This window comes from Alcanivorax sp. P2S70 (assembly GCF_000475295.1).
GTDB classification, from domain to species: Bacteria; Pseudomonadota; Gammaproteobacteria; order Pseudomonadales; family Alcanivoracaceae; genus Alcanivorax; species Alcanivorax profundi.
Map to the genome: position 1 here is coordinate 89,677 of NZ_AXBZ01000067.1, position 24,629 is coordinate 114,305.

The window sequence follows — 24,629 nt, forward strand, 5'->3', positions numbered from 1 at the left end:
CTTTAAATGAATAAACAGGTTTCAGCCTCACGGCTGTTACGCGCTGGCCAGAGCCTCGGCCACGGCGCTACCCATTTCTTCGGTGCTCACTTTGCGAGTGCCATCCGTGTAGATGTCCGCTGTACGCAGTCCTTTATCCAGGACCGATTCCACTGCCGCTTCGATGGCATCAGCCACATCACCGCGCTCCAGGCTGTAACGCAACAGCATGGCAAGCGACATAATGGTCGCCAGCGGGTTGGCAATGCCCTGGCCGGCAATATCCGGTGCCGAGCCATGACAGGGTTCATACAGACCCTTGCGGTTTTCATCCAGGGACGCAGAGGGCAACATTCCAATGGAGCCGGTGAGCATGGCGGCTTCATCAGAGAGAATGTCACCAAACAAGTTGCCGGTGACAATCACATCAAACTGTTTCGGCGCACGCACCAACTGCATGGCCGCGTTGTCCACATACATGTGCGACAACTCGATTTCGGGATAATTCTTGGCTTCTTCCGTGACCACTTCTTTCCATAGCTCGGTCACTTCCAACACGTTGGCCTTGTCGACCGACAGCACACGCTTGTCGCGCTTCATGGCCAGCTCGAAAGCCACTTTGGCGATACGGCGCATCTCGGATTCGGAGTACACGTAGGTATTGAAACCCACACGCTCGCCATTCTCTTCCTTGATGCCGCGGGGCTGACCGAAATAGATACCGCCGGTCAACTCTCGCACAATCAGGATATCCAGGCCGGAAACCACTTCCGGTTTCAGGCTTGAGGCATCCGCCAGCTGCGGAAACAGAATCGCCGGGCGCAGGTTGGCAAATAACCCCAACGAAGAACGCAGACGCAGCAGGCCGCGCTCCGGACGCTTGTCCCGCTCAATCGCATCCCACTTGGGGCCACCAATAGAACCAAACAGAATCGCATCCGCGGCACGCGCCTTGGCCAGAGTACCTTCCGGCAGCGGGTCACCTTCAGCATCCACTGCCGCGCCGCCCACCAGAGCCTCATCCAACTCGATATTGAGGCCGAATTTTTCGGTTGCAACGTTCAGCACCTTTACCGCTTCATTAACGATTTCCGGGCCGATTCCGTCACCGGGCAACACCAGTACCTTGCTCATTCACTGCTTCCTGTTTCTACTGCTCTGCCCTTACAGGCATGATTAAAAGTTTTTGGTTTTCAACACGGTATCCGGGGCAGCCGCATTGATCAGTTCCAGGGTGTAATCACCCTTCCCTGCCGCTGGCTTGATCCGTACCTGGTACGTACCACCTTCGTCGAAAGTGTGACGAAACTTGCCAAAACGCAGAATGCCACCCTGGTCAGCAAACACCTCGATAGTATGCTTGCCTGCTTCCAGGTTCACAGTATCAGCCCCGGCCTGTTGTGAAACTCGCTCACCGTCTACTTTGAAGATCGACGCCTTTGCCGTCGCACTGGTTGGCATTTGCCAGCCACCGGTATCGTCATCGCTGGCGGGTGCCGACAACTGGTTATCCACAGTCAGGGTCGCCAGGTTCTCTCCATGAGGAGCATCGTACATGCCCGTCGATGCGCATCCAGCCAAAACCAGCACTGATACGATTGTCAGAATCCTTAACATAACGCCTCCTTGATGTTTTTCTTTTAATTATCCTGGTCCGGTTATTCGAAAACCCAGGGCTCCCGTTCAGCGCGGCGTTGCTCATAAGCACGGATGGTATCGGCCTCATTAAGGGTAAGGCCAATCTCATCAAGACCGTTCAGCAAACAGTGTTTGCGGAATTCATCAATCTCGAACGCTAACGGTTCCCCCGCCTCCGGAATAACCTGCTGGTTTTCCAGATCAATGGTAATCCGGAAGCCTTCCTTACCTTCTACCGCCTGGAAAAGGGCTTCCACGTTATCTTCCGACAACACAATGGGCAACACCCCATTCTTGAAGCAGTTGTTGTAGAAGATGTCAGCAAAGCTTGGCGCCAGAATGGCCCGAAAACCAAAATCCATCAGCGCCCAAGGCGCGTGCTCACGACTGGAACCACACCCGAAGTTGCGGCGGGTCAACAGAATGCTGGCCCCGTGATAACGGGGCAAGTTGAGCACAAAGTCTTCATTTTTAGGGCGTTTACTGTTGTCCTGGCCGGGAACCCCCTCATCCAGGTAGCGCCACTCATCAAACAGGTTAGGGCCGAAACCGGTCCGTTTGATCGATTTCAGAAACTGCTTGGGGATGATCTGGTCCGTATCCACATTGGCGCGATCCAACGGAGCAACCAGACCGTCATGACGTACAAACTTTTCCATGATTTTCTCCTCGCTCGGCCTCAGGCCTGACCCAGCTCGCGGATATCCACGAAATGACCGGCCACGGCTGCCGCTGCCGCCATAGCTGGACTCACCAGATGGGTACGACCCCCGTTACCCTGGCGACCTTCGAAATTCCGGTTAGACGTTGAGGCGCAGTGCTCGCCCGCCTCCAGACGGTCCGGATTCATCGCCAGACACATGGAACAACCGGGCTCACGCCACTCGAAGCCGGCTTCAACAAAGATTTTGTCGAGCCCCTCCTTCTCGGCCTGCTGCTTGACCAGACCCGAGCCGGGCACCACCAGCACCTGCTTGACAGAGTCCGCCTTGTGGCGTCCTTTGGCCACCTCGGCAGCGGCACGCAGGTCTTCAATGCGGGAATTGGTACAGGAGCCGATGAACACCCGGTCCACCTTGATATCGGTGACCGGCATGCCAGGTTTCAGCCCCATGTATTCGTAGGCACGCAACATCCCTGAACGCTTGACTTCATCGCTCTCGGCGGCAGGATCGGGCAAGTTCGCATCCACAGAAATCACCATTTCCGGGCTGGTGCCCCAGGAGACCTGCGGGCGAATATCCGCTGCATTGATGGTGATATCTTCATCAAACACCGCATCCGCATCAGACACCAGAGTGCGCCAGTAAGCTGCCGCCTTGTCCCAGTCTGCCTCCTTGGGAGCAAACGGGCGGCCTTTCACGTAGTCGATGGTCACATCGTCCACGGCCACCATGCCTGCACGGGCACCAGCTTCGATGGACATATTGCAGATAGTCATACGGCCTTCCATGGACAAGCCACGAATCGCGCTACCGGCAAATTCCAGCGCATAGCCTGTGCCGCCGGCGGTACCGATAACACCGATAATGTGCAGCACCACATCCTTGGCGGTCACGCCTGGACCGAGATCACCTTCGACACTGACGCGCATGTTCTTCATTTTCTTGGCCACCAGCGTTTGGGTCGCCAGTACATGCTCTACCTCACTGGTACCAATACCATGAGCCAGACACGCCAGTGCACCATTGGTCGAGGTGTGGGAGTCGCCACACACTACCGTCATGCCTGGCACCACTGCACCCTGCTCCGGCGCCATCACGTGAACGATACCCTGACGCACATCACCAATACCGAATTCAGTAATGCCAAACTCTTTGGTATTGTCCTGCAACGTCTGTACTTGAATACGGGACGTTTCGTCCTCAATCTCGGCAGCGGACTTGAAGGGCGTGGTGGGTACGTTATGGTCGATAGTCGCCACGCTGGCGTTGATTCGCCATGGTTTTCGGCCTGCCATACGCAACCCCTCAAACGCCTGCGGCGAGGTCACCTCATGGATGATCTGGCGATCGATATAAATCAGTGCAGAACCATCCTCACGCTCCGTCACGAGGTGGGCGTTCCACAGCTTGTCATAGAGAGTCTTACCGGCCATTACATTCTCCCTTGGCCCGAATAAGGCCACCACTGGCTGAGACCATAAAATACGCTGGTCTATCACTGGTGAATAATGTAGGGTTCGCTGACCAATAAATCCAATTCATATTTTTCATTTTTAAGATAACCAATTATTATCAACATCAGAGACCAATCAGGATCCCTGGGAATGATAGACACGCCGACCCTCACCGCCTTTATGGCAGTTGCCGAAACGGGCTCTTTCTCGGCAGCCGCCGAGCGCCTCTTCATCACGCAACCCGCCATCAGCAAGCGCATCGCCTTGCTCGAGCAACAGCTGGACGCTCGCCTGTTTGACCGGGTCGGACGCCAAATCAAGCTCACCGAGGCGGGCAATGCCCTGATGCCACGAGCCCGCCAGGTCCTGATGGATGTGGAAGACATGGCCCGTGCTATCCACGACCTGTCTGGCGAGGTGTCAGGCAAGTTGCGGATAGGCACCAGCCACCATATCGGCCTGCACCGGCTGCCCCCCGTGCTGCGACAGTTTTCCCGTGATTACCCCAAAGTCACTCTGGACATCCATTTCATAGACTCAGAAGAAGCCTGGGAAGGTGTTTTGCACGGCGAACTGGAGATGGGCGTGGTCACCCTGCCACCACAACCGGATAACCGACTGCAAAGCGATGTGATTTGGACCGATCCTCTGGTGTTCATGTGCGCGCCAGAGCATCCGCTGGCCAGGCAAGAACATCTGACACTGGAAGCCCTGACAGGCCACAGTGCAATCCTTCCCTCACCGGTCACATTCACCCGCGGGATCGTGGAAAAACTGTTTAACGAGCATAACCTGAAGCTGGATATCGCCATGTCGACCAACTATCTGGAGACCATCCACATGATGGTTTCCATCGGGCTTGGGTGGAGCGTCCTGCCCGCGACCATGGTAGATCAGAGTGTCGTCCAACTGCCGGTGGAAGCCCCGCTACCTGAAAGGGAACTGGGTGTGGTCACTCACCCGGCCCGCAGTCAATCCAATGCGGCGAAGGCTTTTTTGAAGGCTCTGCGACAGGCCTGAGGGCCCACCACAACATCGCTGGGCTGCCCCGGAGCCTCAAGATCAACGACCAGGGGAGTCCCGCGGCTCACAGCAAGGCTACGCTTTTTCCCTGGCAGCAACTCCCACCCATAGAAGGATCGCTGCCAACAACGCAATCGTTGAGCTCGCAAAGAACAGCAGACTTCCCCACTCTTGCCACAGCAGCCCGGATACGCCCGCCCCCACCGCCCAACCAGCTCCAAAACCGAGACTGGAATACAGTGCTTGACCTTGCCCAGCCAGAGCCGCCCCAAACTGGCGATGCACCCAGGCAATACTGGCAGCGTGAAAACTTCCAAATGACGCAGCATGCAGCAGCTGCGCAGCGCCCAGTAGCCAGAGGTTATCGGCCGCGATGCCAATCAAGCTCCATCGCAGAGCCGCCAAAACCAAACTACCGGTCAAAATCCAGGGAATCGTAAAACGTCGCATCAAGCGATGCATCCCCAGGAAAATCGCCACTTCAGCCACCACGCCGAGCGACCACAGTATTCCGACAACAAACTTGCTGAACCCCAACCCTTCGAGATAAATACTGTAGAAGGTGTAATAAGGGCCATGCGACATCTGCATCAAAAACGACGCAAGAAGAAACAGGGAGACAGCGGGGCGCTTCAGAATCAACCAGACAGACTCACCATGAACTCGAGCCTTCGGGTCAGAGACTTTACCTTGAGGCAAGGTAAGTGTTCCAAGCCACAGCAGCCATAGCAGTGCGCACAAGACCCAAGGCAGAAGCCCAGCCCCCAAACGGTCAAGCACTTCTCCCAACACCAGCACTGCTACAATGAACCCGACAGACCCCCATAAACGCACATGACTGTAGCGGTGGGCCTGTGGGCCGAGGGCCTGCAAGGTCAGGACTTCAAACTGTGCGAGTACCGCATTCCAGAAAAAGCTGAACGACACCAATAGCGCCGCCATCCCCCAGAACGAATCCACCCAGAAAACGGGTAAGAAAGCGATCGCAGCAAGCAGGTTCCCGGCACGAATAATTCGCAAGCGCTTGCCAGAATGGTCTGCCAGCCAGCCCCACAGATTCGGAGCACCAATTTTGGTGAGTTGAGGAATGGCCATCAGGGCACCGATAGCTACCGCACTGAACCCCAACTGTTTCAGGTACAGCGACCAGTACGGTACCAAGGTACCCAATAGACCAAAATAGAAAAAATAGAACCCGGACAATCGCCAGTAATACGGTAGCGGCGATGCCCTCTCAGTGAGAGGGCCGGGTGTCACGCCTGCCCCGGAATGGGCGCCAACGGCAGCTCAACATCCGCGTTTTGGCCGCGATGACGCAGATAGTGATCCATCAGCACCAACGCCAACATGGCTTCAGCAATAGGGGTAGCTCGCACCCCCACACAAGGGTCATGGCGCCCTTTGGTCACCACTTCTGCAGCCTGGCCATCCAGGCCGATGCTCTTGCCTGGAATCAGGATGCTGGAGGTTGGCTTGAGCGCCATGGCAACCCGGATGGTCTGACCAGAACTGATTCCACCAAGGACGCCACCGGCATGATTGCTGAGGAAGCCCTCCGGGGTCATTTCATCACGATGCTGTTCTCCGCGCTGATTGACGACCGCAAAGCCATCACCCACTTCCACCCCTTTTACGGCGTTAATCGACATCATGGCTTTGGCAAGATCTGCATCAATGCGATCGAACACTGGCTCCCCCCAACCCGGCGGGACGCCGTCAGCAAAGACTTCTACCCGAGCGCCGATAGAGGAACCGTCCTTGCGCAGCGCGTTGATCAGAGCTTCCAGCGCAGGAACCTTCTCCGCATCCGGGAAAAAGAAGGGATTGCTGTTTACTTGCGACCAATCAAAGCGCTCGGCTTTCACATCACCTATCTGGGTACAGCCACCATAAAGCCGAATACCCAGACGCTGCTCGAGAAATTTACGGGCAATGGCACCAGCGGCCACCCGCATGGCCGTTTCACGGGCAGATGAACGCCCTCCACCGCGATAATCGCGGAACCCGTATTTTTGGGTGTAGGTGTAATCTGCATGGCCAGGGCGGAAAGTCCCGGCGATATTCGAATAGTCCTTGGACTTCTGGTCAGTATTTTCTATCAACAACCCAATAGAAGTCCCCGTCGTCTTGCCTTCAAAAACGCCGGACAGAATTTTTACCTGATCTGGTTCACGGCGCTGGGTGGTATAGCGGCTGGTACCTGGTTTGCGACGATCCAACTCTACTTGCAGATCCTCTTCACTGATTTCCAGCCCTGGCGGACAGCCATCCACGATGGCCCCCAGCGCCAAGCCATGACTCTCTCCAAAGGTCGTGATGCGAAAATGCTCACCAAAACTGTTGCCGGACATGCGACTTCCTTAATTTATGCAATAACTGCTGCCAACCGATGCAAGGCTGGCGGCCAACAAGCCCCAATCTTTCAGGGATCAGGCCTGCGCACTAAATACGTGCCGATATTCTAGCAGTTGTTGACGGGTTAACATGAATACTCCATGCCCGCCACGCTCGAACTCAAACCAGAAGAACGGCACTTGTGGCCACTCCAGCATCATGGCTTCATCGCTATTACCCACTTCCACCACAAGCACCCCCTGTTCTGTCAGATGCTCCGGCGCCTCACGAAGCAAGCGTCGGGTAAAATCGAGGCCGTCTTCCCCGGAAGCCAGTGCCAGCGCCGGCTCATGGCGGTATTCACCCGGAAGGTTGGCCATATCAAGGGCATCCACATAAGGCGGGTTGGATACGATCAGGTCATAAGGGCCCTGTACTGCACTCAAGCCATCCGAGCAAATTGGCTGCACCTGCCCCTCCATGCCGTGACGGGCGATATTCTCTTCAAACACCGCCAATGCCTCTTCACTGATATCACTGCCATCAACCCGGGCATGCTCGAAGGCATAAGCACAGGCGATAGCAATACAGCCGCTACCGGTGCACAAATCCAGTACAGAATGCACCTGCTCCGGGTCCAGCCAAGGGACGAATGACGCTTCAATCAGCTCCGCCAATGGTGAGCGAGGAATCAGCACCCGCTCATCCACCATAAAGGGCAGCCCGCAGAACCAGGCCTCACCAGTAAGATAAGGTACTGGCACCTTCTGGTTAACCCGTTTCACCAACAGTGCCAGATAGTCACGCACCTCAGAGGGCAGCAAACGTGCATCCAGGATGCGGGGGTCGGCATTCACGGGTAAGTGGAGTACCTTCATCAGAAGCGCGAGGGCTTCGTCCCATGGGTCATCGGTCCCATGGCCCAAAAAGACCTCCCCGGCACGCAGCCGAGTTTCACCGAAGCGCAGGCAATCGCGCACTGTGCGCAGTGTTTCACCAGCTTCATGGATGAGTTCGCTACTAATCACCCGCAATCCTCCCGTTAACAGGCGCCGAAGATTAGCACAGAATCAAGCATGAACGCCTGCCGGACCTACAAAAGGATAGCCATGAAAAGCGCAGCCAGAGTCTATCAGGACGGCCCCTTCGTCATGGTAGATATCAAAAACGATACCCAGGTAGACATGGCACTGGAATTGTCCATTTACCGACAACGACTCGCCCTGTACAAGCGTCACCAACAGCGCAAACAGCTGGCTATTTACGTTGGGCGTATCCAGGGGCTGGATTTCAATGCCAGCCGATACGCCTGCGGAAAGGACTTTGCCGGGATCACAGAGGCCAAGGTGCTGGTACTGCAGAATGTCCTGAATCGTACCTACGCCAACATGATGCTAAAAATGAATCAGCCTCAATTCCCGGTTTACATTTGTGACTCGGTCAAGCAGGCTCAGCACCTCCTTATGGAAAAACACCCACCGGAGCCCCTGTGAGCCACACCATCTGGTTACTCAAAACCGAGCCCGATTCATTCAGCATCGAGGATCTGGAAAAGTCACCGAAGGGCACCACCGGCTGGGATGGCGTCCGCAACTTTCAGGCCCGCAACCGCATCCGCGACGAGATGAAGATTGGTGATAGCGTGCTGATCTATCATTCAAGTTGCGCCAAGCCTGCCATCGTCGGTGAAGCGCGGGTCACCCGTGCCCCCTATCCGGATCCAAGCCAGTTTCTGCCTGACCATCCGGGTTTCGATGCCCGCAGCACACAGAGCAGCCCACGCTGGTATCAAGTCGATATCACCTTCAGAACACGCTACGCCAATCCGGTCTACCTGAAACAGCTCAAGGTGAATCCCGAGTTTGCAGATATGGAGCTGGTGGTGAGACCGCGTTTGTCTGTGCAGAAACTGACCGACAGGCAATACCAGCTGGTACAGGTACTGTGCCAGCCCATGGATGTCACAGCATAGCGCATAACGCTGCACCATATTTTTCCGGGGCACCACATTGGTGCCCCAATTAGTAATGAAGAACTAAACTCCTTCCACATTTCCTGTAATTTTGTGTCTGGCACAGCCGTTGCAGTTGCCCTCCTCGTCCAACAACTACGAATAGGGTTCAATCTATGCGAGTGCAATGCAAACACGGCCTTGCCCTACTGCTTCTGCCCGGACTTGCCCAGGCCGATCCGCTAACCGCTACCGACACGATATGGATCGCCATCGCCGCCGCCCTGGTGTTTTTCATGCAGGCAGGCTTTGCACTACTGGAGAGCGGCCTGAGCCGGGCCAAGAACTCCCTCAACGTGGTAATGAAGAATTACATGGATCTCTGTGTAGGTACGCTGGTGTTCTGGGCACTGGGCTATGGCCTGATGTTCGGCAGCAGCAGCACCGGCTGGTTTGGCGAGGATGGCTTCATGCTCAGCCAGGCAGATGGGTCCACCTGGGCAATGCTGTTGTTCCAGATCATGTTCGCTGCCACCGCGGCCACTATTGCCTCTGGCGCCATGGCTGAGCGTACCCGCTATGCAGGCTATCTTTGCGGGGCCGTTGTCATTACCGGAGTAATTTACCCGCTTTATGGACATTGGGCCTGGAACAGCAATGGCTGGTTGGCGGAACTCGGGTTCATTGATTTTGCGGGCTCCACGGTGGTCCACAGCATTGGCGGCTGGTGCGCGTTGGCGGGTGTCCTGGTGCTGGGGCCACGGCTTGGGCGCTTCGACAAGAACGGCAAACCCCGAGACTTGCCTGGCCACAACCTGTCCTATGTTGCGCTGGGCGGCTTTATTCTCTGGTTCGGCTGGTTCGGCTTCAATGGCGGCTCCACGCTCTCGGCCAGCATAGACATTGCCCGCGTCAACCTGAATACACAGCTGGCCGCGGCTGCAGGCGCGGTGGGCAGCACGCTATACCGCATGCTCAGCCGCCGTCCGGTACTACTCACCGAAACCGTCAACGGTAGCCTGGCGGGGCTGGTCGCCGTCACCGCTGGATGTGCCGTGATGTCACCCGGCTTTGCGGTGCTTACAGGACTTGTCGCCGGCGCCCTTGCGGCATTAGGCGCACGACTGATGCTAAGCATGCGTCTCGATGATGTGGTTGGCGCTGTTCCAGTTCATGCCTTTGCCGGCGCCTGGGGGACGCTGGCCGCGGGCCTGTTCTATGAAGGTGACTTGTTCAACCCCGAACGCATCACCGTCCAATTGCTGGGAATTGTGGTGGCCTTCTGCTGGGCTTTCTTCGCTGCTCTGATCATGTATCTCGCTGTCTCAGTAATCGCCGGGTTACGCGCCCCGGCCCTACATGAACAGCGAGGTCTTGACCTGAGCGAGCACGCCGAAACCGGCTACCCCGAATTTCCCCAGAACTCCCTGTATGACGCCAGCATGACCCGCACCGTGGAGAACCGTCCATGAGCCAGGAGCTACAGCGCCGCCGGCGCGCCATCGTCACAGGGCTTACCCCTTACATGAACGAAACACTACTCATGGAAGCCGTCAGCCACTGGCAGCAGCATTACGCAGAGCGCCCGCGTTTTAGTCTTCAAGGCTTTGTCAGTGATTTGTGTGGCCTGTTTGATCTCGGCGAGCGACGACACCAGATTCATATGAGCCTCGTGCAGGCCATGACCCTCTCAGAGAAGGAATTGGCCAACGATCCGTTTGCCGAGCAAGGTCAGGGGGCGGATCATCATCCCTGCACACTGGCTTTCCAGGTACTCATGGAAAGCCTGATCTCACAAATGGATGGCCAAACCGGCAACCAATTCAGGCTGGACCTCACCGCTCAATTGCGGAGCAAAAATACAAGCGCCGAGACCAGACTGACCCTCGAATACTGGCTCCAGAACCCCAACCGCCCATTGGCCGGCCTGCCACTGGCCAGCCTCAGGCAGCAACTTAACAATGCCTATGTGATCCTCTGCGAGCGTCTTGGTCCCGTGGATGCTGACCGAATGTTACGCGATGCATACCAGATGGCTGGCAACAAAGTTTCTTCAAGAGAGGCTCTGGCATCGCTTATGTAGGCACAATCCCTCCAGAGAACAACCCGCTCATCTCACAACAACACAACGATGAGCCATCCCACTGTTACCGGGCCTGATATCCGTTACTCTTGGGTACATGTCCGGATGACAGGGGGAAAGCATGAAGCTACATCACCAGATTTTTCTTGCCATGCTGATTGGCGCAGCACTGGGCGCGATCACTCAGGAACAGAGCACCCTGTTAGGTGTGCCGGTACTGGCCAGCTATGATCTGGTCGGCACCCTGTTTATCAATGCACTCAAGATGGTAGTGGTTCCGCTCATCGTTACTGCCATCATAAGTGGCATGGTCGGCGTGGGGGGCGGAAAGAACCTGGGCCGCATGGGCATGAAGACCGTGGGGTTGTACATGATGACTACTCTGGTCGCTGTACTCACCGGTTTGCTGCTGGTTAACCTGTTCACCCCCGGGATCATCGACGGTGAGCCGGCGAAAGACCTGCTGGGGCTCGCCCGTGACACCGGCACCGTCCTGGAAAAGATCGAAGGCCGTGGAGCCGGAGACTTTACCGCCATCCTGCTACAGATGCTGCCACCCAACCTGGTGCAAGCCGCCGCCAATGGCCAGATGCTGGGCCTGATCGTCTTCGCCCTGCTGTTCGGTTTCTATCTGCGAACGGAAGAAGGCCCTGCCGGAGAAAGCCTTCGCAACATGATCGATGGCATTTACCAAGTGGTCATGCGCATCACCATGCTGATTATTCGCTTCACTCCGCTTGGGGTCATGGCGCTAATCGCCGCGACAGTAACCCGCACAGGCCTGGATGCCATTGAGCCACTGGCCTGGTTTTTCCTGTGCGCGGTCATCGCGCTGGCGGTCCATGCCTTCGTCTTTATGCCCGCTCTGATCTTGCTGATGGCACGGCGCTCCCCGCTGCGCCATCTTCAGGCCATGACTCCCGCCCTGTTGACCGCATTCTCCTCGGCCAGCTCGGCAGCGACCCTGCCACTGACCATGGAGTGCGTGCAAAAACGCTCGGGAGTATCACGCCGAACCAGCAGCTTTGTGCTTCCCCTCGGAGCCACCGTAAACATGGACGGTACAGCACTCTACGAATGCGTCGCAGCCATGTTCATTGCCCAGGCATACGGCCTCGAGCTGTCCATGGCAACCCAGTTCATGATCGTGATAACAGCCCTGCTGACGTCAATTGGCGTGGCCAGCATTCCCGCAGCCTCTCTGGTTGCCATCACGGTCATTCTTGGGGCTATTGGCCTGCCAGCGGAAGCCATCGGACTTATACTGGTGACAGACAGGGTGCTGGACATGTGCCGCACGGCGGTAAACGTCTGGGGCGACAGCGTGGTAACCATACTGTTGGCCCGCAGTGAGGGTGAAGAGCGGGTATTGTCATTACCCGTAGATGAGATAGAAACGGCAGGGCCAGAAAAGGCAGAGGCCCGCACTGGGCCTTGAAACAGCCCCGTGTCAGCGTCACTGACACGGGGGCAAGGTTCAGGCGAAGTGGCGGTCGGCCGACAGTGCACGCTCAACGTCACGGTACAGCGCCACAGCTGCACTGCCGATAACGGGCACCATCACGGCAAAGGCCAGCAATGAAGCAAACACGGTTTCACTGTTCTGCGACAGACCCGCCATCAGTACAATGGCTGTGCTGACAGCCACAACCAGCGCGACCATATTCTTGTAGAGTTGCGGGTTTTTGAGAAGCTGCATGAAGAACGCCATTGGAGAACTCCTTAACAATGATTAGTGAACACATGTTAACATCAGGGATGACTATGTCAACACATGTTCACATTATTTTGGAGTTCTCTTGAAACAAGCCCCTACCCTGCTGATTCACAACGCCTGCACCCCGCTCGGCAGCGCCATCGCCAGGCTGGCTTGTGAACATTACCGTGTTGCCCTGTTATGCCGGGACACACACAGAGGAGAAATCCTGTGTCGTGAAATGCATGCGGAGGGCAGAGAAGCGCTGGTACTGGAAATCCGGGACGGTCAGCCACGGGATTTTCAGCTGGCCGTAGAACGGGTATTGCGTCGCTGGCAACAGCTCGATGCCATCGTCAATCTGCCCGCCTCCCTCACCGTTGGCCCCTTTGAGGCCATGACCCAGCAGCACTGGGAGTCTTTGTACCAGACTCAATTGATGGCCACCGTTAACCTGTGCCAGAGCGCAAACCCTGCCATGCGCGACCAGGAAGAAGGTCGCATTCTCAATGTCATCCATGAATATGGCCTTCTTCCCGGACCGCTATCCAGCGCTCAGGGAGCCATGGGCGCGGCCATTCGTGCGCTCGCAGAGAGCCTGCACAGTGAGTGGCACTCTCTTGGCATCCATGTGGGCACTATGGTGATTCCGCCGAGCAGCGGCCAGCAATCCGGGCTCACAGCCAGTGATCCGCTGAGTGCCGCACGCTTCCGGCGGCAATTGGCGGCCAGCGATTTCAGTGAAAGGGAAGTTGCCGAAGACGTGATGAGCGCCCTGGCCCGTGAGGATGTGCTTAGCGTACCCACCCCTCGGATACGGCGGCAATGGCGCCAGAAACGCTGGTTTCGCAAACGCTGGGAGGCCTTAATGAAGGCCCGGGCAAAACGTTACCGTTAACCGAGCACTGTTTTATCGAGGCTCAGGAGCAACTTTGCACGTACCTCAGTGTCTGCCGATAATCTCCGGCCAGAGCATCATCCACCTTGGGGGCCAACAGCGAGACGAGCTTCTTCCCTACCAGAGGAACAGATGAACTCAGTGTGACCTCCGTATGCTGAATGGCGTGGTTCTCCCCATCGGCCTCAAGGACCATGCCACCTTCAACATTCATCGGCACACCGCCAAGCTGGAACCGGTAACGGGCCTGGTATCCGGAACTGTTATCTCCTCCAGCAGGGCGCCAGAGAAACTCGGTAACCAGCTCGCCCTGTTCCGGCACTAATCGACGAGCAAAGCCCGGGATCTTGTCCGTTTTGATCCGAACCGGCTGTGCAATACGGATCAACATCCCTTCGGGGGTTTCCTCAAAGGCATCAAACCGGTAATCATCAACGTCCCCCCAGGCAAAGCGTTGCTCGAAAAACGCCTTGCTGGTGATGATTTCATACAGTTTTTCAACGCTGACCGGATATTCCCGGTCGACTACCACTCTCATACTGTCTCCCGACCCGTGGATTCTCGTCGCATCAATTGCAGCAGCGGCATCAACTGGCGCTTAAGATCCGGCAATGCATTTACAACCACATGTTCCTTACCCGATTGAAGCAGTGCCAGCGCCTGCTCTACAGTGAGAACAGGGCGTGCATCAGGTTGTTGGCGCGCCTCATCTCCATCGGAGACGACGGCATTGGCACCACCGTTTCGGGCGTTCTTCATGTACTCCTCAAGCACCTTCCCTACCTGTCCCGGCGAGCTGTTACCCAGACTGGATGGGGTATGTACAGCAATATTCAACGGCAACCGTTGTGCTTTTCCTCGATGCTGAAATGCCAGTTTTTCACTGACTTTCATGGCCCGATCAACAAAGCGGAGTGCACCTTCTGCCCGCGCCGACGGTAATAGCACCGTAAACTGGGCCACGCTGCTGCGAGCCAGAGAGTCCTCCTTTCGCACTACACTTCTCAAAACCTGGGCAAGCTTCATCAGCACCATATCAGCACGGCGTTTACCAAGCTGTACGAAAAGTTGATTGAATTGGTAAACCTCGATCTGCACAACAGATAGCGCCGTTTGCTGACGGGACGACAACGCCAATTCCTGCTTAAGGCGGTGTTGTAAATACCGGCGGTTGCCCAGGCGCGTGAGTGGATCAATCATGGCCTGTCGGGCCAACTCCTTACGCTCCTGCTGGTAATGGGAATGCGCCCGTGCGCGGGCCAGCAAGTCGGTCGAGTTGAAGGGCTTACTGATGAAATCCGTACCGCCCAGACGCAACGCCTTGGTGCGGGCTTCTTCGTCGTTCTCGGCCCCGGTGACGATGATGACGGGCAGACCTGCTATGCCGTCGTCGTCGCTGGTACGAATTTTCTCCAGAAGCGCATAACCGTCCATTTCTGGCATAGCCAGATCGGAAAACACCACGCTGATAGCCGGGTTCTGGCTAATAATCGTCCAGGCCTGCAGACCGTCTTCAGCAACCTCAACCCGGAATTCCCCCCCAAGCATCTTGTCTGCTGCCAGTCGCATGACTTTGGAATCATCAACAAACAGCAACAGAGGCTTTTCTGTCTTATCCATGTAGCCCCATTTCCTTGTTCACCACGGCCAGCGCCCCTTTCGGACCAGGTTCACGTCCCCTGACATATTGATAAAGTCGAGAACGGCGCTGGCAATAATCCCCCCGGGCAATTGCCGGCAAATAATGAGCATTCAGCAAATGCCCTCGTCTTTCGGCCAGGCAGTATACTGTTCCAGCGGTACTGTCCAGATGCGACAGGATGCCAATCTGTGAAAGGTAATCGCGACCGTTGGCGAAATGCTCCACATAAGGCACGGTATGTCCCGCTGCCAGCGTCAACTGTGGATCCACTTCCAGGCTATCAGCCACTCCTCCAATGCAGTAAAGCTCAAGCTTTTTTACTAAATGACGCGTGCTCGGACTGCGAAGCAACTTGCGGACGATATAACTGGCAACAATGGCGCCCTGAGAATGACACACCAGCACTACCTGTTCGTTTCGTTCCAGCGCATCCACCAGCACATTCAGCGCAGGGCGAGACAACTTGCCGTCTTTACGCAGGGTACGAGCGGTGATCGACTCCGCCAGATCACGGACGATACCCCAGGTTGGCGTATGGATCAGGGTGACGGGGCGTCGGAATACCCGCGCGATTTCACTGGCATTGAGTAGAGCTACCGGTGCCGCAGTGCCCATACCATTGATGAAAAACCAACGGGTCGAGTGCTGCTCATGACGTATACGCGGTGGATAGCACACCAGGGTACCCTGGCTGATGGATTCGCGGGTGGCGGGGACAAGAAGCTGCGCCAATGACAGTGCGACTTCCCCAAAGCTGGCATAGGATCGGCGCGACAATTCAGAGCGAATGCCAGGCTCATCATCTCCCGGCATAAACATGGCGGGAATATCCCGCGCGTGGCTCAGTCCCAGCCGCACATCACGAAAAATGGCAGAACGGTTATCCACCAGCCGGCGTAGCCATTGTCGGGAACGGTGCCACATGCTTTCACCTGAGTAAGAGATGACTGACAGGCCAGAGCGGCAGCAGTCTAATACATTAGGCTTACATTACGTCGAATCGACGGCTATTACCAGCATGCGAACGGGACAAAAACAACAAACCAAATCTTGCTAAATCAACTAGTTGAGCTACACATCTCAAGCAACATTCAAGACGTGCCAACGACGAGGAGACTGCCTGCGGCACCAGTAACCCAAGCATCCTGTCTTACCGACACTCGACAGGAAGCACTGAAAGGGGGAGCCCACGGAATCCTCTGTGCACATGACAGTGAGCCATGAGCCAGAACCGAGATAAAAAAACAGGCCCGCCACCAACAGACAGCAGGCCTGACCAGGATCCAGCATCAGACGAAGTACATCAACAGCCACTCTGCCATCAGGGCAGGCTTGTCTTCGCCTTCGATTTCTACGACGAAATTGAACTTCAGCAGCCACTGACCTTCACGCTTTTCAGTAGCTTCCATCAGAGTCGCGACCGCACGAACACGCTTATCCACTTTCACCGGTGCCATAAAACGCAGTTTGTCGAAACCGTAATTCATGGCCATCTTCATGCCCTTGGGCATCAGGAATCCATCAATGGTGGCTTGCAGATACGGCAGCAAGGACAGTGTCAGATAACCATGGGCAATGGTGGTGCCGAAGGGGGTGTTCCTGGCCTGCTCCGGGTCCACGTGAATGAACTGATGGTCCAGGGTGGCATCGGCAAAGGCATTGATGCGATCCTGATCAATCTGGAACCATTCGGACGCGCCCAGTTCCTTCCCTACGTAGCTGGCCAGATCGGCAACCTCAACCACTTTCATGTGTTACTCCTCGAATACCGGTGTTTTTCACCAGCTTAACGAGCAGCCACAGGAAGGCACCATGACCCAATACCGCGCACTGGCGTGCAGCCCTGATGGTTTTGGTCAGTCCGTGACAACAGGGTGACGCCGGCGAAAATCCTCAATGACCCGAGCCACATCACCGGGCTGCTCCATGTGAAGATGATGACGCCCGGGCAACCGCACCACTTCGGCATTGGCGAGCCATTCAAGACGATGATCAAAGGACCCCTGCCCTCCCATACCCTGCTCACCCAACACCAGACATACCGGTGCGGTAATGTGGCGCAGAAAGCCTTCCACCTGCTCTTCTGTCAGCCGCAGGGACGAGGTAAGTCGCAAGCGACTGTCGGCACGCCAGGTCCAGCCGCCGTCCACCGGCATCAACCCCCGCTCAACCAGTAACGCTGACGCCTCATGGCTCAGTCCACCAAACCCCTTGGTTCGGGCCGCAACGGCATCGGCTACCTCCGTGTAAACCGGCTTGCGCTTCCCCGGTAGTGCCTGCATGTCATCCAGCGCCTTGCGCAAGGTCGTTGCGACCTCCTTGCCCGGCGTCGCCGGTGGGCCCAGCCCTTCAATCAGCACCAGCCGGGACACTCGCTCCGGGCAGGCGGCGGCGAACAGACAGGCAATCCCCGCGCCCATGGAATGCCCGACCAAGGTGAAACGCTCCCAACCCAGTTGATCCGCCACGGCCTGAACATCTCGCACATGGTCCACGAGGTGGGTTACCACCTCCGGGGGACGGTGCCCAGAATGGCCATGCCCGGAAAAGTCCATCGCCACCATCGGACACTCCAGATGCGTGGCAAGTGGCACATAGGACGCTGCATTATCAAGCCAGCCATGCAAGGCCAGCACAGGCTCACCCTGACCCTCCCACTGCAACGCGGTGAGGGTCTGGCCAAACACCGAAAAATGTCGTTCTACCGGCTTCATACTGTGACCTCCTGTGCTAACAGCGCGTCCAGGATTTCCCGAAACAAAGCGAGCGTCGCCTCGGGTTTTTCGAGCGGATACATGTGGGAGCCGTCTGCGATGCGATGTAACATGCCATGGCGCCGAACATGGCGCTGGGCGCTATGCAGGAACGGGGAAGGCGAGTGCCGCCCTGTGACAATGGCCCCCGGCACCCTCAGTCGTGGCATGCGCGTAGCCGAAGTGGGGGTTTCACGGAAAATGGCCACCTCGACTTCAGGCCGAAAACGCAGACGCCAACCCCCGTTAAACGGCTCCAACCCAGCCTTTAGATAGTCATCCAGACAACGTGGATCGAAAGCCCGAAACAACCCCCGAGAACCGAAATAGCCCTCCACCGCCGCCCAGTCAGGCCAGAAATCCAACCGCCCCTTGCTCTTGCCTGCTGGCGTCACACGATCAACCTGTTTTGCCAATTTGGCAGCCGCAATCAGCATCCCATGGATGCCATTCATCATCGGCGGGTCCAGCATGATCAGCGCAGAAAACCACTCCGGGCGTCGCTGGGCGACCAGATACATCAATACGGATCCCAGTGAATGCCCCGCCCCTACCAGGGGTTTCGGCAATGACGCCAGCTCGGCTTCCAGCTCCAGGCTCAGGCTGTGCCAACCGGCATCGACGGGATAAGACGGATTGTGGCCAACCCGGTCAATAACATGGAGGGTGTACTCATCCTTGAGAGGGGCCAGAAAAGTGTCATAACTGTGACCAGGAATACCATTGGCATGGGCAAACGCCAATACCGGCTTTTGGCCAGAAACTTCAGACATGGAATCTCCCTCAAGGTCCACAAGGACCTGGTGTATGTCAGGTGCGACAAAACCACCATCATAGCCAACTCTGTTTACCCCGGGCCATGTCCGATAACGCCATAGGCAGTCCCGCCTCGGACACCGGCCAATGGTGTACAATGCGCGCACCAAGGAGGCGCTATGACCCTGATTTCATTCAATATCAACGGCATTCGTGCCCGTCTGCACCAACTCCAGGCGGTTATCGACAAGTATCAGCCGGCCCTGATCGGCCTGCAGGAAACCAAGGTCCACGACCCGGAATTCCCTGAGCAGGCAGTACGGGACATGGGCTACCACCCCTACTATTTCGGCCAGAAAGGTCACTACGGTGTCGCGCTGATTACCCGCGAGCCACTGGAATCGGTGCAATACGGCTTCCCTACCGATGAAGACGATGCACAGCGCCGCATGATCATTGGCACACTCAAGCATCGTGATGGCTCCTTGATCACCGTCCTGAACGGCTATTTCCCGCAGGGGGAAAACCGCGAGCACCCGGTCAAATTCCCAGCCAAGGAAAAGTTCTATCAGGATCTGCAGAACTACCTTGATCAGCACCAAAGTCCGGAACAGCAGGTGGTTGTCATGGGCGACTTCAACATCTCCTCAACCGATCTTGATATTGGCATTGGCGAAGCCAACCGCAAACGCTGGCTGCGCGAAGGCAAGACCAGCTTCCTGCCGGAAGAGCGCGAATGGTGGGCACGACTGACTGGATGGGGGCTGACGGATACCTTCCGTCACCAGAACCCGGACACCGATGATGTGTTTTCCTGGTTTGATTACCGCTCCCGCGGATTCGAACGCGAACCCCGTCGGGGACTGCGTATCGATACCTTGCTGGCCACCGAGTCACTGATGGCCAAACTCAATCAGACCGGTGTGGACTACGAGCTGCGCGGCATGGAAAAGCCGTCTGACCACTGCCCGGTCTGGGCAAGCTTCAAGGGCTAGGCGCCATGAAGATCAAACTGCACCCTGAAAAACTCAAGGCCAATCTGGATTCCGTCGGCTTCCTGATCGACCTGTTCATGATCGCCCTGGTGCTGTTCAACCTGGGTTTGATCCTGTTCGACTGGTTATTTCAGGTGCAGTTTGTTCAGTCCGGCCTCGCGACACTGTTGCCGGCGTTTCATGATTTTTACCGCGATACCATTCACAACGACTTCCTGTTCTATGATCTCTGCTTTGTAGCAGTGTATCTGACCGAATTTGTCGTTCGCTGGATTGCGGCCATTGTCCGAAACACCTACCACCGCTGGTTTTTTTACCCTTTCGCGCACTGGTATGACTTGCTGGGGTGTATTCCGGTCGGCAGTTTCCGCTGGCTGCGGATTCTTCGTGTCGTCAGCCTGCTGCTGCGGCTACAACGCATGGGCATTATTGATCTGTCCCAGACCTGGCTCGGCCAGACCCTGATCAAGTACTACACCGTGGTGGTCGAAGAAATTTCTGATCGGGTGGTCATCAATGTGCTGAGCGGCGCCCAGAAGGAAATCGGGGGCGGCAGCCCATTACTGCATCGTATCGAGTCTGAGGTTCTGGCCCCGCGGCAAGACCGGCTGGTGCAGTTCATCGCCGAGCGCATTGCGACTGCGACACGCAAGACCCATGGGGAATACCGGGATGAACTGGCTGGCTACTTTGCCCACCTTACCGATGAGGCCATCGTTCGGACCCAGGCAGGACGGCGATTGGCCGCGATCCCCGTCGCGGGTCCCAGAGCCATCGCGCTGCTAGGGGAGGCAGTGCGCGAAACAGGGTCGGCATTTGTGGACCAGTTGGTCGACGATCTGGCCTCACCCGCCCATCGCCCGCAACTGGAACAGCTGCTGCACGACGCCATTGGCGCTGCCATGGGTGAAGAAGGTGAGCAACTTGACTCATTGGTGCGCGACACCCTGATGGACATACTGGAACAGATCAAACAGCAAGTCGCTGTCCAGCAATGGAAGCTGGAAGAACAGGACGACACTGCCCAAAACTGATACTCTCGAACCACGGGGAAATGACCATTACCACCGGGATCAGCATGGATAACAACACTAACACCACCACCGATGCGGACAACGACCTGCCCCGCCCCAGGGTATTGATGGTCGATGACACCCCCCAGAATCTGGTCGCCCTGGAAGTGGTACTGGAAGACCTCGATTGTGAGCTCGATAGTGTCACCAGCGGCGATGCCGCCCTTGCCCGCCTGCTAAAGCATGACTATGCACTGGTGTTACTGGATGTGCAGATGCCGGGCATGGACGGCTTCGAGGTCGCGGAACTAATGCGATCTCATCAGCGTACCCAGACGATTCCTATTATTTTCGTCACCGCCCTTTCCAAAGAAACCCGCTTTGTCCAACAAGGTTATCGCTGTGGCGCCGTGGATTACCTGTTCAAACCCATTGAACCTATGCTATTGCAGAGCAAGGTAAACTTTTTCCTGGGGCTGGATCGACAGAAAAAACGACTGGAGGCCAAGCTGGCACAAGCCAGACGGTCGGAAGCGCAGATGAAAGCCCTGTACGGGGAGCAATGATCCCTGTAAAAAATCGGGAACGTTGTCAGGACGACACACAAGCAGTAAATCATGGCCTTAAGACTTCCGGGATACCGAATTACCGAACGGCTGGGCAAGGGCGGGATGGCCCATGTATTTCTGGCCACACAGCATTCCTTTGAGCGTCAGGTGGCGATCAAGATCCTCACGCCAGCCCTTGCGCTGGAACCGCGCTTTGCCGAGCAATTCATGCGAGAAGCGCGCACCGTTGCCAGTCTCAACCACCCTCATATCGTGCCGGTATACGACGTTGGCGAATATGAAGGCTATTATTATTTGAGCATGGAATACGTGACCGGCGGCAACCTCAAGCAGCGTATCCGCAATGGTATGGGCCCCAGCGATGCCGAATCCGTTCTGCGTCAACTGGCCAGTGCACTGGACTATGCTGGACAACACGGCTTCATCCACCGTGACGTCAAGCCCGACAACATCATGTTCCGGGGGGACGGCTCCGCCTTGCTGATGGATTTTGGCATCGCCACCAATGCGCTGAAGTCCAATGATCTGGCTCAACAGAACACCGCCATCGGAACACCTAAATACATGAGCCCCGAGCAGCACCGTTCGCAAGTGCTGACATTACAATCGGATCTGTATTCATTGGGTTGTGTGTTCTACGAAATGCTCTGTGGAGACCCACCTTACCAAGCCGCAGATCCTGCTGCGATGGCTCAGGCCCACTTGCGCAACCCTGTTCCACTGCTACCGCTGAAGCTACGCCATTACCAACCCCTGGTACGGAAACTGATGGCCAAAGACCCGGCCGACAGGCCCGAGAGCGGTGGTGAAGTGATTGCCTTGCTGGATAATCTCGAGGGGGCGCCGGAGCACTACGGCAAAGAGCGGGCACGTTACCGACCGCAGGAGAATGGCCCAAACGCCCCCCTGACGCCCAGGCTTCGCCTTAAGGAAAGCAAGGAAGGCCTGAGTTGGCGCGGCACACTCTACCGCTATGATGTGTATCTGGTCGCCGATGACTTTGAACAGTTTCAGGATCACTTCCCGGTACTCAAGTCGGCATTGCTGGATTGGCATGAACAGCGCGGCAGTCGCTGCAAGTCAGTGACAATCAAGGCCACGATTCATCCCTGGATCAGTGCTCGGGTGAAAGAGTATCTGAAAGGGTTACGTCAACTTGAAGGCATGACCTTCCTGTCTCGCCTGCCGATTACCTTGAATCTGGTGGGCTCCGATGGTGAGCCTATTGAACGACTGCAGTGGCAAGCGGACCAACCAGACGATACCTCGAAGGCTTAAACCGCTGGGGAAACCGAAAGCCTGTAAGCCTCTGTTATCATGACATAAAAAAAGCACCAACCGGGGTTGGTGCTTCAATTTCTGCCTAATGTCACGATGCAAGGAGTCATCGCCTTCCCCCCTTAGGGGTGGTTCCGATGACGCGGTCAGGAGTCTGCCATGCGTTCATGCGTCATCAAGGTCAGATTACGTCAGCGGGCGTTTGGCTGCCCAGTGCCAATCGGCGAACGGTCGAAGTTCCGCTATCGAGGGTCGATTCTGGCCGACTAACGGCTCGCCATGCTCTCCCCGGGACTACGCAGCCACATCAACCTTGCACCATCGGCTGCCGCCACATCCATGTCCAGACACGCTACCGTCCCCACAGAGAAACCAATGCGGCTGGTATGCCCCGTCCACAGGGCTGTCAGCTGGGCTACAAACGGCATATGACTGACCAGAACGGTATTCTCTCTTGGCGGGTTCGCCAACAGCCAGTCAAACAGGGCCTGGGGCGATGCCTCTGGCACAAGAGAGTCACATTCCTGCCTCGCCAAGCCTCCGTAAACCTGGTCAATGCAGTCTGCGGTTTGCTGGGCCCGCACATAAGGGCTGGCCACCAATGCAGACACCACAATGCCGCTCTCGCGCATCTGCTGCCAATGTGCCAGTAACGCAACGCGACCACTGTCCGTCAGTGGCCGCAGATCGTCGCTGGGCGCCATGGCCACCGCCTGTCCATGGCGGCTGATAAACAGCTTCATTGGCTGGCCCCGGCTAGCTGGAATTCCACATCGTGCTTGTATTCACCACTCATCAGATTCTGGATCATCAACTGGAGAGGCTGCTGCTTGTAGACGATTTCATGCAGTGCCGTCGCCAAGGGCATATAGACATCCAATTCAGAGGCTTTGTCGGCCACCAGCTTGATGGTGTTAATCCCTTCTGCCGTTTGCCCCAAGGTGGCCACCGCTTCATCCAGGGATTTTCCCTGCCCAAGCTGAAAGCCCACCTGATAGTTCCGTGAGAGGCTGGAAGTACAGGTGGCGATAAGATCCCCAACCCCGGACAGGCCCAGGAACGTCATCGGGTTGGCGCCCAGTTCCACCGCGAAGCGGCTCATTTCAGCCAACGCACGGGTGATCAGGAAGCTGCGGCTGTTTTCACCCACACCAATAGCCGCCGCCATGCCTGACGCCACCGCATAGATATTCTTGAGCGCACCGCCAAGCTCGACCCCATAGATATCCGGGTTGTCATACACCCGGAAGTAGTCGCAGCTCAGCGCCGACTGGACAGTCTGGCACAGCTCACTGTCGGGACTGGCGATCACTGTCCCGGTAAATTTCTGTTCGACGATTTCCTTGGCCAGATTGGGGCCACTGAGCACACCGATACGGGTGTGTGGCCAGTACTGATGCAACAACTCGCTCATCAGTAAAAAGCCATCGGCATAGATGCCCTTGGTACAACTGATCACCAGAGTGCCATCGGGCACCCACTGCCGGGCTTGCTCGAGTACCTCCGCAAACGCCTTGCTGGGGATCGCCACAAACACCATGTCCGCCTTGCTGAGGGCTTCCTCCAGGCTATCAGTGGCCATGACACCATCGGGTAGCTCCGCCCCCGGCAGGTAACGGCTGTTTTCCCGGTCGAGATTAATGGCCGCGGCGGTTTCCGGATCACGAACCCAGAGGCTCACTCCATGGCCATTCGCCGCCAGGATACTGGCCATGGCAGTGCCAAAACTGCCTCCACCCAGGATGGCGGCATTGTATTTCTGCTGCGTCATAAGAACGCCTTTTTACTGCTTTTGGGCATCATAAAGCAGTTAACCGTGAATAGTGAACAGTTAACCGGTTCCTGTATTTTTCCTTTCGAATAACGAATGAGGCCGCACCCAAGCCCGGGCGCGGCCTCAAA

Annotated in this window: 27 protein-coding genes; 11 read left to right on the forward strand and 16 right to left on the reverse strand. The window is 56.6% G+C overall.

The features are described 5' to 3' along the window. Positions 1-36: 36 nt before the first annotated feature. The 4 genes from leuB to leuC all read right to left on the reverse strand — a co-directional run bounded on the left by leuB (position 37) and on the right by leuC (position 3,715). Positions 37-1,113 carry a 3-isopropylmalate dehydrogenase gene (gene leuB / locus Q672_RS31960; protein ID WP_022986606.1) on the reverse strand — a complete coding sequence of 359 codons (1,077 nt, stop codon included), beginning with the start codon at positions 1,111-1,113 and terminating at the stop codon, positions 37-39. Positions 1,114-1,155: 42 nt separating this feature from the next. After that, a complete protein-coding gene (locus Q672_RS31965) occupies positions 1,156-1,536 on the reverse strand; it encodes a hypothetical protein (RefSeq protein WP_022986607.1) in 381 nt (126 codons plus the stop codon). A gap of 101 nt (positions 1,537-1,637) precedes the next feature. Next, positions 1,638-2,276, reverse strand: coding sequence for a 3-isopropylmalate dehydratase small subunit (gene leuD / locus Q672_RS31970; RefSeq protein ID WP_022986608.1), 639 nt, complete (start codon positions 2,274-2,276; stop codon positions 1,638-1,640). A gap of 20 nt (positions 2,277-2,296) precedes the next feature. Beyond that, on the reverse strand, positions 2,297-3,715 hold the full coding sequence (gene leuC / locus Q672_RS31975) for a 3-isopropylmalate dehydratase large subunit (protein ID WP_022986609.1): 1,419 nt from the start codon (positions 3,713-3,715) through the stop codon (positions 2,297-2,299). Between the two features lie 171 nt (positions 3,716-3,886). Between leuC and Q672_RS31980 the strand changes: the two genes are divergently transcribed. Then, positions 3,887-4,756 (forward strand): LysR family transcriptional regulator, encoded by an 870-nt coding sequence (locus tag Q672_RS31980; RefSeq protein ID WP_022986610.1) that lies wholly within the window; start codon positions 3,887-3,889, stop codon positions 4,754-4,756. 78 nt (positions 4,757-4,834) lie between these two features. Here Q672_RS31980 and Q672_RS31985 read toward each other — a convergent pair whose 3' ends face one another. From Q672_RS31985 to prmB, 3 genes are all read right to left on the reverse strand, one after another. After that, positions 4,835-6,016, reverse strand: a complete 1,182-nt coding sequence (locus Q672_RS31985) for an MFS transporter (protein ID WP_035482639.1) — start codon at positions 6,014-6,016, stop codon at positions 4,835-4,837. Beyond that, the gene (aroC, locus tag Q672_RS31990) at positions 6,013-7,110 is read right to left on the reverse strand and encodes a chorismate synthase (RefSeq protein WP_022986612.1); all 1,098 of its coding nucleotides are present in this window, start codon (positions 7,108-7,110) and stop codon (positions 6,013-6,015) included. The genes Q672_RS31985 and aroC overlap by 4 nt, the downstream gene beginning before the upstream one ends. Before the next feature lie 78 nt (positions 7,111-7,188). Next, entirely contained in the window at positions 7,189-8,121 is a 933-nt protein-coding gene (prmB, locus tag Q672_RS31995; RefSeq protein ID WP_022986613.1) for a 50S ribosomal protein L3 N(5)-glutamine methyltransferase, read from the reverse strand. Positions 8,122-8,202: 81 nt separating this feature from the next. Here prmB and Q672_RS32000 point away from each other — a divergent pair, with 81 nt between their 5' ends. From Q672_RS32000 to Q672_RS32020, 5 genes are all read left to right on the forward strand, one after another. Further along, positions 8,203-8,586, forward strand: coding sequence for a DUF7793 family protein (locus Q672_RS32000; RefSeq protein ID WP_022986614.1), 384 nt, complete (start codon positions 8,203-8,205; stop codon positions 8,584-8,586). Further along, positions 8,583-9,065, forward strand: a complete 483-nt coding sequence (locus tag Q672_RS32005; RefSeq protein WP_022986615.1) for an EVE domain-containing protein — start codon at positions 8,583-8,585, stop codon at positions 9,063-9,065. Before Q672_RS32000 ends, Q672_RS32005 begins: the two co-directional genes overlap by 4 nt. Before the next feature lie 155 nt (positions 9,066-9,220). Further along, complete coding sequence (locus Q672_RS32010; protein WP_022986616.1) at positions 9,221-10,516, forward strand: ammonium transporter; 1,296 nt, start codon at positions 9,221-9,223, stop codon at positions 10,514-10,516. After that, complete coding sequence (locus Q672_RS32015; protein ID WP_022986617.1) at positions 10,513-11,127, forward strand: hypothetical protein; 615 nt, start codon at positions 10,513-10,515, stop codon at positions 11,125-11,127. The genes Q672_RS32010 and Q672_RS32015 overlap by 4 nt, the downstream gene beginning before the upstream one ends. A 121-nt stretch (positions 11,128-11,248) precedes the next feature. Next, positions 11,249-12,565 (forward strand): dicarboxylate/amino acid:cation symporter, encoded by a 1,317-nt coding sequence (locus Q672_RS32020; protein WP_022986618.1) that lies wholly within the window; start codon positions 11,249-11,251, stop codon positions 12,563-12,565. Positions 12,566-12,604: 39 nt separating this feature from the next. Here the strand turns inward: Q672_RS32020 and Q672_RS32025 are convergent, their stop codons facing one another. After that, on the reverse strand, positions 12,605-12,838 hold the full coding sequence (locus Q672_RS32025) for a hypothetical protein (RefSeq protein ID WP_022986619.1): 234 nt from the start codon (positions 12,836-12,838) through the stop codon (positions 12,605-12,607). 88 nt (positions 12,839-12,926) lie between these two features. Here Q672_RS32025 and Q672_RS32030 point away from each other — a divergent pair, with 88 nt between their 5' ends. Next, on the forward strand, positions 12,927-13,721 hold the full coding sequence (locus tag Q672_RS32030) for an SDR family NAD(P)-dependent oxidoreductase (protein ID WP_022986620.1): 795 nt from the start codon (positions 12,927-12,929) through the stop codon (positions 13,719-13,721). A 22-nt stretch (positions 13,722-13,743) separates the two neighbouring features. On the opposite strand, the gene Q672_RS32035 is transcribed toward Q672_RS32030, so the two are convergent. From Q672_RS32035 to Q672_RS32060, 6 genes are all read right to left on the reverse strand, one after another. After that, a complete protein-coding gene (locus Q672_RS32035; RefSeq protein WP_022986621.1) occupies positions 13,744-14,259 on the reverse strand; it encodes a DUF2505 domain-containing protein in 516 nt (171 codons plus the stop codon). Beyond that, a complete protein-coding gene (locus Q672_RS32040) occupies positions 14,256-15,341 on the reverse strand; it encodes a diguanylate cyclase domain-containing protein (RefSeq protein ID WP_022986622.1) in 1,086 nt (361 codons plus the stop codon). Before Q672_RS32040 ends, Q672_RS32035 begins: the two co-directional genes overlap by 4 nt. Further along, positions 15,334-16,287 carry a hypothetical protein gene (locus tag Q672_RS32045; protein WP_022986623.1) on the reverse strand — a complete coding sequence of 318 codons (954 nt, stop codon included), beginning with the start codon at positions 16,285-16,287 and terminating at the stop codon, positions 15,334-15,336. Before Q672_RS32045 ends, Q672_RS32040 begins: the two co-directional genes overlap by 8 nt. 365 nt (positions 16,288-16,652) lie before the next feature. After that, on the reverse strand, positions 16,653-17,114 hold the full coding sequence (locus tag Q672_RS32050; protein WP_022986624.1) for a MaoC family dehydratase: 462 nt from the start codon (positions 17,112-17,114) through the stop codon (positions 16,653-16,655). Positions 17,115-17,219: 105 nt separating this feature from the next. Continuing rightward, positions 17,220-18,077 (reverse strand): alpha/beta fold hydrolase, encoded by an 858-nt coding sequence (locus Q672_RS32055; RefSeq protein ID WP_022986625.1) that lies wholly within the window; start codon positions 18,075-18,077, stop codon positions 17,220-17,222. After that, positions 18,074-18,889: an alpha/beta fold hydrolase gene (locus Q672_RS32060; protein WP_022986626.1), complete on the reverse strand. Its 816-nt coding sequence runs from the start codon at positions 18,887-18,889 to the stop codon at positions 18,074-18,076. Before Q672_RS32060 ends, Q672_RS32055 begins: the two co-directional genes overlap by 4 nt. Before the next feature lie 162 nt (positions 18,890-19,051). Between Q672_RS32060 and xthA the strand changes: the two genes are divergently transcribed. Genes xthA through Q672_RS32080 form a run of 4 tightly spaced genes read left to right on the forward strand, consistent with a single transcriptional unit; the run spans position 19,052 to position 22,727 of the window. Beyond that, positions 19,052-19,867, forward strand: coding sequence for an exodeoxyribonuclease III (gene xthA, locus Q672_RS32065; RefSeq protein ID WP_022986627.1), 816 nt, complete (start codon positions 19,052-19,054; stop codon positions 19,865-19,867). A gap of 5 nt (positions 19,868-19,872) precedes the next feature. Next, positions 19,873-20,901, forward strand: coding sequence for a hypothetical protein (locus Q672_RS32070; RefSeq protein ID WP_022986628.1), 1,029 nt, complete (start codon positions 19,873-19,875; stop codon positions 20,899-20,901). Positions 20,902-20,945: 44 nt separating this feature from the next. Further along, complete coding sequence (locus Q672_RS32075) at positions 20,946-21,446, forward strand: response regulator (protein WP_031227040.1); 501 nt, start codon at positions 20,946-20,948, stop codon at positions 21,444-21,446. Positions 21,447-21,497: 51 nt separating this feature from the next. Next, positions 21,498-22,727, forward strand: coding sequence for a serine/threonine-protein kinase (locus Q672_RS32080; protein ID WP_031227042.1), 1,230 nt, complete (start codon positions 21,498-21,500; stop codon positions 22,725-22,727). 266 nt (positions 22,728-22,993) lie between these two features. On the opposite strand, the gene sixA is transcribed toward Q672_RS32080, so the two are convergent. Both sixA and Q672_RS32090 read right to left on the reverse strand, forming a co-directional pair. Beyond that, a complete protein-coding gene (sixA, locus tag Q672_RS32085) occupies positions 22,994-23,470 on the reverse strand; it encodes a phosphohistidine phosphatase SixA (protein ID WP_022986631.1) in 477 nt (158 codons plus the stop codon). Next, positions 23,467-24,498 carry an NAD(P)H-dependent glycerol-3-phosphate dehydrogenase gene (locus Q672_RS32090; protein WP_022986632.1) on the reverse strand — a complete coding sequence of 344 codons (1,032 nt, stop codon included), beginning with the start codon at positions 24,496-24,498 and terminating at the stop codon, positions 23,467-23,469. The genes sixA and Q672_RS32090 overlap by 4 nt, the downstream gene beginning before the upstream one ends. Positions 24,499-24,629 lie beyond the last annotated feature (131 nt).

Bases quoted from the DNA above. Each gene is read 5' to 3' on its own strand.
- Q672_RS32010 (WP_022986616.1), top strand. From the start codon at position 9,221: ATGCGAGTGCAATGCAAACACGGCCTTGCCCTACTGCTTCTGCCCGGA.
- Q672_RS32025 (WP_022986619.1), bottom strand. From the start codon at position 12,838: ATGGCGTTCTTCATGCAGCTTCTCAAAAACCCGCAACTCTACAAGAAT.
- Q672_RS32045 (WP_022986623.1), bottom strand. From the start codon at position 16,287: ATGTGGCACCGTTCCCGACAATGGCTACGCCGGCTGGTGGATAACCGT.
- sixA (WP_022986631.1), bottom strand. From the start codon at position 23,470: ATGAAGCTGTTTATCAGCCGCCATGGACAGGCGGTGGCCATGGCGCCC.
- aroC (WP_022986612.1), bottom strand. From the start codon at position 7,110: ATGTCCGGCAACAGTTTTGGTGAGCATTTTCGCATCACGACCTTTGGA.
- Q672_RS32055 (WP_022986625.1), bottom strand. From the start codon at position 18,077: ATGAAGCCGGTAGAACGACATTTTTCGGTGTTTGGCCAGACCCTCACC.
- leuB (WP_022986606.1), bottom strand. From the start codon at position 1,113: ATGAGCAAGGTACTGGTGTTGCCCGGTGACGGAATCGGCCCGGAAATC.
- Q672_RS32050 (WP_022986624.1), bottom strand. From the start codon at position 17,114: ATGAAAGTGGTTGAGGTTGCCGATCTGGCCAGCTACGTAGGGAAGGAA.
- Q672_RS31965 (WP_022986607.1), bottom strand. From the start codon at position 1,536: ATGTACGATGCTCCTCATGGAGAGAACCTGGCGACCCTGACTGTGGAT.
- Q672_RS32035 (WP_022986621.1), bottom strand. From the start codon at position 14,259: ATGAGAGTGGTAGTCGACCGGGAATATCCGGTCAGCGTTGAAAAACTG.
- Q672_RS32090 (WP_022986632.1), bottom strand. From the start codon at position 24,498: ATGACGCAGCAGAAATACAATGCCGCCATCCTGGGTGGAGGCAGTTTT.
- Q672_RS32070 (WP_022986628.1), top strand. From the start codon at position 19,873: ATGAAGATCAAACTGCACCCTGAAAAACTCAAGGCCAATCTGGATTCC.
- Q672_RS32040 (WP_022986622.1), bottom strand. From the start codon at position 15,341: ATGGATAAGACAGAAAAGCCTCTGTTGCTGTTTGTTGATGATTCCAAA.
- xthA (WP_022986627.1), top strand. From the start codon at position 19,052: ATGACCCTGATTTCATTCAATATCAACGGCATTCGTGCCCGTCTGCAC.
- Q672_RS32080 (WP_031227042.1), top strand. From the start codon at position 21,498: ATGGCCTTAAGACTTCCGGGATACCGAATTACCGAACGGCTGGGCAAG.
- Q672_RS32000 (WP_022986614.1), top strand. From the start codon at position 8,203: ATGAAAAGCGCAGCCAGAGTCTATCAGGACGGCCCCTTCGTCATGGTA.
- Q672_RS32075 (WP_031227040.1), top strand. From the start codon at position 20,946: ATGGATAACAACACTAACACCACCACCGATGCGGACAACGACCTGCCC.
- Q672_RS32020 (WP_022986618.1), top strand. From the start codon at position 11,249: ATGAAGCTACATCACCAGATTTTTCTTGCCATGCTGATTGGCGCAGCA.
- leuD (WP_022986608.1), bottom strand. From the start codon at position 2,276: ATGGAAAAGTTTGTACGTCATGACGGTCTGGTTGCTCCGTTGGATCGC.
- Q672_RS32015 (WP_022986617.1), top strand. From the start codon at position 10,513: ATGAGCCAGGAGCTACAGCGCCGCCGGCGCGCCATCGTCACAGGGCTT.
- Q672_RS32060 (WP_022986626.1), bottom strand. From the start codon at position 18,889: ATGTCTGAAGTTTCTGGCCAAAAGCCGGTATTGGCGTTTGCCCATGCC.
- leuC (WP_022986609.1), bottom strand. From the start codon at position 3,715: ATGGCCGGTAAGACTCTCTATGACAAGCTGTGGAACGCCCACCTCGTG.
- Q672_RS31980 (WP_022986610.1), top strand. From the start codon at position 3,887: ATGATAGACACGCCGACCCTCACCGCCTTTATGGCAGTTGCCGAAACG.